Source organism: Hydrogenophaga sp. RWCD_12 (genome assembly GCF_046604225.1).
Classification (GTDB): domain Bacteria; phylum Pseudomonadota; class Gammaproteobacteria; order Burkholderiales; family Burkholderiaceae_C; genus Hydrogenophaga.
Map to the genome: position 1 here is coordinate 1 of NZ_JBKIXC010000020.1, position 501 is coordinate 501.

Genomic DNA, 501 nt, shown 5'->3' on the forward strand with positions numbered 1-501 from the left:
GGTGATCGTCAGCGTCGCCGTCGAGGTGTCTCCGTCCTTGTCTGTCAGGCGGTAGGTATAGACCTCTTGCAGCGTCTCTCCTGGAGCGAGCTGCTGCACCGTGGTGTTGGCGTTGTTCAGCGTATAGGTGTACGTGCCATCGGCGTTGAGTGCCACCGTGCCGTAGCTGCCTGTGCCCGAGCCCGTCAGGGCCGTCGTGTTCTGCGCAGGCGTGCCGTCACCGTTGGTGTCGTTGGTCTTGACGCCACCCGTCACCGTGGCCGTGTCTTCCGCAATCGTGGCGGTGTCGGCCACCGCCACCGGCAGGTCTTCCGCACCGGTGATGGTGATCGTCAGCGTCGCCGTCGAGGTGTCTCCGTCCTTGTCCGTCAGAACGTACGTGTACGTCTCCGCCAGCGTCTCGCCCGGGGCCAGTTGCTGCACTGTCGGGTTGGCGTTGTCCAGCGTGTACGTGTACGTGCCATCCGGGTTCAGCGCCACGGTGCCGAAGCTGCCCGTGGG

General features: G+C 65.3%; 1 protein-coding gene. It reads right to left on the reverse strand.

The annotated features are described in order from the left end of the window. Positions 1-501 (reverse strand): VCBS domain-containing protein (locus ACLIJ1_RS23305; RefSeq protein WP_411367967.1); only part of this gene is annotated, 501 nt, incomplete at both ends.